The 6,244-nt window shown below is 66.4% G+C and carries 6 protein-coding genes; all 6 read left to right on the plus strand.

The genetic code is table 11. From position 1 onward, the window contains the following. The first annotated feature begins 103 nt into the window (after nucleotides 1–103). Nucleotides 104–997: a LysR family transcriptional regulator gene (locus NYO99_RS20760; protein ID WP_268169208.1), complete on the plus strand. Its 894-nt coding sequence runs from the start codon at nucleotides 104–106 to the stop codon at nucleotides 995–997. After that, nucleotides 994–2,406, plus strand: a complete 1,413-nt coding sequence (gene leuC, locus NYO99_RS20765; RefSeq protein ID WP_268169209.1) for a 3-isopropylmalate dehydratase large subunit — start codon at nucleotides 994–996, stop codon at nucleotides 2,404–2,406. The genes NYO99_RS20760 and leuC overlap by 4 nt, the downstream gene beginning before the upstream one ends. A 4-nt stretch (nucleotides 2,407–2,410) precedes the next feature. Next, a complete protein-coding gene (leuD, locus tag NYO99_RS20770) occupies nucleotides 2,411–3,058 on the plus strand; it encodes a 3-isopropylmalate dehydratase small subunit (RefSeq protein ID WP_268169210.1) in 648 nt (215 codons plus the stop codon). 1 nt (nucleotide 3,059) lies between these two features. Then, the gene (gene leuB / locus NYO99_RS20775; protein WP_268169211.1) at nucleotides 3,060–4,157 is read left to right on the plus strand and encodes a 3-isopropylmalate dehydrogenase; all 1,098 of its coding nucleotides are present in this window, start codon (nucleotides 3,060–3,062) and stop codon (nucleotides 4,155–4,157) included. A gap of 93 nt (nucleotides 4,158–4,250) precedes the next feature. Further along, nucleotides 4,251–5,363, plus strand: coding sequence for an aspartate-semialdehyde dehydrogenase (asd, locus tag NYO99_RS20780; protein WP_268169212.1), 1,113 nt, complete (start codon nucleotides 4,251–4,253; stop codon nucleotides 5,361–5,363). Nucleotides 5,364–5,645: 282 nt separating this feature from the next. After that, nucleotides 5,646–6,244 (plus strand): type IV pilus assembly protein FimV (locus tag NYO99_RS20785; RefSeq protein ID WP_422395521.1); only part of this gene is annotated, 599 nt, incomplete at its 3' end.

Consider the following 6,244-nt stretch of genomic DNA (forward strand, 5'->3'; position numbering starts at 1 on the left):
CTGTGTGTGCTCGGGATTGAAATTCGTTGATTGCGAAGCCTTGGTCTGTTTCTGGCGCAGAATTGGACGATTCACGAAGGCTATGCTTCAGCGGGAGACGACCATGCGCCACGACCTCACCACCCTCAATCTCGTGCTGGCCATCGAGCAGACGCGCTCGATCACCCGCGGCGCGGCCCAGGAACATCTGGCGCTGGCTGCGGCGAGCAAGCGTTTGTCAGACCTGGAAAGCCGCCTCGGCGTGCAGCTCTTCGAGCGGCGCGCCCGTGGCGTGGAGCCGACCGAGGCCGGCCGGGCGCTGGTGCGCCACATCCGCTCGCTGCACGCATCGCTCTACGCGCTCGAGACCGAGGTCATGGAGTTCTCGCGCGGCATCAAGGGCCATCTGCGCATCGCGTCCAACACCAGCGCGATTGCCGAGTGCCTGCCGCCCTACCTGGTCGAGTTCTCCCAGGCCCATGCGCAGATCCGCATCAGCCTGGAAGACCTGACCAGCGCAGAGGTGCAGGCCGCCGTCGCCGAAGGGCGCGCGGATGTCGGCATCTTCACCGCGCCCGTGCTGGACAACCGCGTGCAGACCTGGGTGTTCGCCCGCAGCCGGCTGGCTGCGCTGGTGCCGCTGAAGCACCCGCTGAGCAACCGCGAGACGGTCAGCTTCGACGATCTGCTCGCCTACGACCTCATCGGCCTGCATGCCGGCGCCAGCGCGCAGGAGCTGATGCGCGAGCAGGCGGCCGCGCGCGGCCAGACGCTGAACGCGCGCCTGCAGGTGCGTGGCTTCGACGGTATCGCCCAATTGGTGGAGTCCGGCCTGGGTGTGGCCGTGCTGCCCGAGCAACCTGCCGAACGCTTCACACGCGTCTTCGGTGTCCGCGCGCTGCGGCTGGAAGAACCCTGGGCCGAGCGCGATTACTACCTGGGTGTGTTGCGCCAACAGCGCTTGCCCACCGTGGTGCAACGCTTCGTCGACACCCTCATCCCCCGAGACAAGCAATGACTTCCCGTACCCTCTACGACAAGCTCTGGGACGAGCATGTCGTGCACTCCGAACCGGATGGCACGGCGCTGCTCTACATCGACCGTCACCTCGTCCATGAAGTGACCAGCCCACAGGCCTTCGAAGGCCTGGATCTGGCCGGCCGCAAGGTCTGGCGCCTCGCCGCCAATCTGGCGGTCAGCGACCACAACGTGCCGACGACCGACCGCAGCGAGGGCATTGCCGACCCGGTGTCGCGCCTGCAGGTGGACACGCTGGACGCCAACTGCGACCGCTTCGGCATCACGCAGTTCAAGATGAGCGACAAGCGCCAGGGCATCGTGCACGTGATCGGCCCGGAGCAGGGCGCCACGCTGCCCGGCATGACGGTGGTCTGCGGTGACAGCCACACCTCCACGCACGGCGCCTTCGGCGCGCTGGCGCACGGCATCGGCACCAGCGAGGTGGAGCACGTGCTCGCCACGCAGACGCTGTCGGCCAAGAAGGCCAAGAACCTGCTCGTCAAGGTCGAGGGCCAGTGCGCCAAGGGCGTGGGCGCCAAGGACATCGTGCTGGCCATCATCGGCCGCATCGGCACGGCCGGCGGCACGGGTTACACCATCGAGTTCGCCGGCACGGCCATCCGCGCGCTGAGCATGGAAGGCCGCATGACGGTCTGCAACATGGCCATCGAAGCTGGCGCCCGCGCCGGCCTCATCGCCGTGGACGACACGACCATCAACTACGTCAAGGGCCGCCCGTTCTCGCCGCAGGGCGTGGAGTGGGACCAGGCCGTCGCCTACTGGCGCACGCTGCACTCCGACGCCGGTGCGCACTTCGACAAGGTCGTCGAGATCGACGCCGCGCAGATCCGCCCGCAGGTCACGTGGGGCACCTCGCCTGAGATGGTGCTCGCCATCGACGACCGCGTGCCCGACCCCGACAAGGAGAAGGACGCTGTCAAGCGCGGCGCCATCGAGCGCGCGCTGACCTACATGGCGCTGGAGCCGAACAAGGCCCTCAGCGACATCCATGTCGACAAGGTCTTCATCGGCTCCTGCACCAACAGCCGCATCGAGGACATGCGTGAGGCCGCGGCCGTGGTGCGCCGTGTGGGCGGCCGTGTCGCCAAGAACATCAAGTTGGCCCTCGTCGTGCCGGGCTCCGGCCTCGTCAAGGCGCAGGCCGAGGCCGAAGGGCTGGACCAGGTCTTCAAGGCCGCCGGCTTCGAGTGGCGCGAGCCTGGCTGCTCCATGTGCCTGGCGATGAACGCCGACCGGCTGGAGCCGGGCGAGCGCTGCGCCTCCACCAGCAACCGCAACTTCGAAGGCCGCCAGGGCGCCGGTGGGCGCACCCACCTCGTCAGCCCGGCGATGGCTGCTGCCGCCGCGATGAGCGGCCATTTCGTCGACGTTCGCACGATCGCCTGAAGCCATGGACAAATTCACCATCCACACCGGGCTGGTCGCGCCCATGGACCGCGAAAACGTCGACACCGACGCGATCATCCCCAAGCAGTTCCTGAAGTCGATCAAGCGCTCGGGCTTTGGCCCCAATCTGTTCGACGAATGGCGCTACCTGGACCACGGCGAGCCGGGTCAGGACCCGGCCAGCCGCAAGCCCAACCCCGATTTCGTGCTGAACCAGCCGCGTTACGCGGCGGCCAGCGTGTTGATTGCCCGCGCCAACTTCGGCTGCGGCTCCAGCCGCGAGCACGCGCCGTGGGCGCTGCAGCAGTACGGCTTCCGCGCCATCCTGGCGCCGAGCTTCGCGGACATCTTCTTCAACAACTGCTTCAAGAACGGCTTGCTGCCCATCGTGCTGCCGGAGAGCGCCATTGCCCGCCTGTTCGACGAGGTGGCAGCCTTCCCGGGTTACCAGCTGACCGTCGACCTGCCGCGCCAGGTGGTCGTGAAGGCGGACGGCGCCGAGCTGCCCTTCGACATCGAGCCCTTCCGCAAGGAATGCCTGATCGGCGGCCTCGACGAGATCGGCCTGACGCTCCAACACGCGGACAAGATCCGCAGCTACGAGGCCCAGCGCATCGCCGCCAAGCCCTGGCTCAACCACCGAATCGTCTGACATGACCAAGAAGATTGCAGTCCTTCCCGGCGATGGCATCGGCCCGGAAATCATGGCCGAGGCCGTCAAGGTGTTGCAGGCGCTGGACCTGCCGCTGACGCTGGAATGGGCCGACGTGGGCGGCAAGGCCTACGAAACGAGCGGCCATCCGCTGCCGCCGGCCACGCTGAAGCTCGCGCAGGAGGCCGATGCCGTGCTGTTCGGCGCCGTGGGCGACTGGAAGTACGACAAGCTCGAACGCGCGCTGCGCCCCGAGCAGGCCATCCTCGGCCTGCGCAAGGCCCTGGGCCTGTTCGCAAACTTCCGCCCGGCCATCTGCTACGAGCAGCTCACGCACGCGTCGTCGCTCAAGCCCGAGCTGGTGGCGGGCCTCGACATCCTCATCATCCGTGAGCTGACTGGCGACATCTACTTCGGCCAGCCGCGGGGCCGCCGCACGGCGGTGGATGGCCACTTCCCCGGCAGCGAAGAAGCCTTCGACACGATGCGCTACTCGCGCCCGGAGATCGAGCGCATCGCGCATGTGGCCTTCCAGGCTGCACGCAAGCGCAACAAGAAGGTCACCAGCGTCGACAAGGCCAACGTGCTCGAAACCTTCCAGTTCTGGAAGGACGTGGTCACCGAGGTTCACAAGGAGTACCCGGACGTCGAGCTCGACCACATGTACGTCGACAACGCTGCGATGCAACTCGTCAAGGCGCCGAAGAAGTTCGACGTCGTCGTGACCGGCAACATGTTTGGCGACATCCTGAGCGACGAAGCCGCGATGCTGACCGGCTCGATCGGCATGCTGCCCTCTGCCTCGTTGGACGCCAACAACAAGGGGCTCTACGAGCCCTCGCACGGCAGCGCGCCGGACATCGCAGGCCAGGGCATCGCCAACCCGCTGGCTACAATCTTGTCCGCTGCCATGATGCTCAAGTTCTCCCTCAACCTGCCCGACGCCGCTGCTCGCATTGAAGCCGCGGTGGAATCGGTGCTGGCGCAGGGCTTGCGCACCGCCGACATCTGGAGTGAAGGCACCTCGAAGGTTTCGACCCGCGAGATGGGCGACGCTGTCGTCAAAGCCATCACGACCACCAAAACCATTAAGAGCTAACGCTCCGTCTCGTCTCGCCCCAACCAAACCCGGCGAACGAGCCGGGGCCCGAAGTGGATGGGGTTTGGTGAACGACAGACAAAGGATTTGATGATGACGACCTTGGTAGGCCTTGTAGGCTGGCGTGGCATGGTGGGCTCGGTTCTGATGGACCGCATGACTGCCGAGCGGGATTTCGATCTGATCGAGCCGCTGTTCTTCTCGACCTCCAACGCTGGCGGCAACGCGCCCGCGCAGGCCAAGAACGAGACGAAGCTGCAGAACGCCTTCGACATCGAGCAGCTCAAGCGCTGCGACATCATCATCACCGCCCAGGGCGGCGACTACACCAACGAAGTCTTCCCCAAGCTGCGCGCCGCGGGCTGGGCTGGCCACTGGATCGACGCCGCGTCGTCGCTGCGCATGAACGATGACGCCGTCATCGTGCTCGATCCGGTCAACATGCCGGTCATCAAGAACGCGCTGGCGGCTGGTGGCAAGAACTGGGTCGGCGGCAACTGCACCGTCAGCTGCATGTTGATGGGTGTGGGCGCGCTGTACAAGGCCGGGCTGGTGGAGTGGATGTCCACGCAGACCTATCAGGCCGCCAGTGGCGGTGGCGCGCAGCACATGCGCGAACTGCTGACGCAGTACGGCACGCTGAACGCCGCCGTCAAGCCGCTGCTGGACGACCCCAAGAGCGCCATCCTCGAGATCGACCGCCAGGTCATCGCCAAGCAGCGTTCGCTGAGCGCAGACGAGACCGCCAACTTCGGCGTGCCGCTGGGCGGCTCGCTGATCCCGTGGATCGACAAGGACCTGGGCAACGGCCAGTCCAAGGAAGAGTGGAAGGGCATGGCCGAGACCAACAAGATTCTCGGCTCCGATGGCATTCCGGTCGACGGCTTCTGCGTGCGCGTCGGCGCGATGCGCTGCCACAGCCAGGCGCTCACCTTCAAGCTGAAGAAAGACGTGCCGCTGGCCGACATCGAGGCCATGATCCGCGCCGACAACGAGTGGGTGCAATACGTGCCCAACACGCGCGAAGACACGCTCAAGCACCTGACGCCCGTGGCCGTGACGGGCACCATGACCATCCCGGTCGGCCGCGTGCGCAAGCTGGCGATGGGCCCCGAGTACGTGGGCGCTTTCACCATTGGCGACCAACTGCTGTGGGGCGCGGCTGAGCCATTGCGGCGCATGCTGCGCATCCTGCTGGATCGCTGAAACTGACAACGGGCCGCGAGGCCCGTTTCTGTTTACGGTCTTTTACGCTTGGACCTAGGGTTCACCCGGGCGTTGATATTGAAACCAAGCGACACATGAGATAGGCCTTGAGCATTTCAGCGTATATGCTTGATGTTGTTGTGTTTTTGATTCAAAACTCGACGCAGGCGATACCGTGCAGTTCCGCGTGCAAACCAGCGTGCAGACCAGTTTCGGGCAGCGCTTGCTGAAGATCGAGACAGGCGGGGCCCATTGCCCCGCCTTGTTGCTTTGGGGAATGCCTTGAAAGACCACATCCGCGACGCGTTCGAGGGCCTTCGCCCGACCGGCTTCGTCCGTCATCACCTGGCCGTTGCTGCGGCACTGCTGGTGGCCACGGGCGGTGCGCAGGCTTTGGGCCTGGGCAAGCTGTCGGTGCAGTCGGCCCTTGGCGAGACCATGCGTGCCGAGATCGACGTGACCAGCCTGTCGGCCGAGGAGGCCGCCACGCTGAAAGTGCGCGTTGCGCCGCCCGACACCTACCGGGCCAGTGGGGTCGACTACAACGCGGTGTTGAGCTCCGCCCAGGTGCAACTGGTGCGTCGAGACGGCCGTTCGGTGCTGCGCGTGTCCAGTGATCGCGCGGTTCAGGAGCCCTTTGTCGACGTCATCCTGGAACTGACGTGGTCCAGCGGCCGCCTGGTGCGCGAATACACGCTGCTGTTCGACCCGCCGAGCCTGCCCAAGCCCGCGCCCGTGATCACCGCGCCGCCGGCGGTGGCGGCGGCGCCCGCGCCGGTGTCCAGCGAGGCTGTGCCCGCACCAGCCCCCGCATCGGCCACCACCTTGTCGCGTGCGGCCGCGCCGGCGCCGGCTCCAGCGGCTCGGCCGGCGGCGCCCGC

Source organism: Roseateles hydrophilus, from assembly GCF_026712245.1.
GTDB classification, from domain to species: Bacteria; Pseudomonadota; Gammaproteobacteria; order Burkholderiales; family Burkholderiaceae_C; genus Pelomonas; species Pelomonas hydrophilus.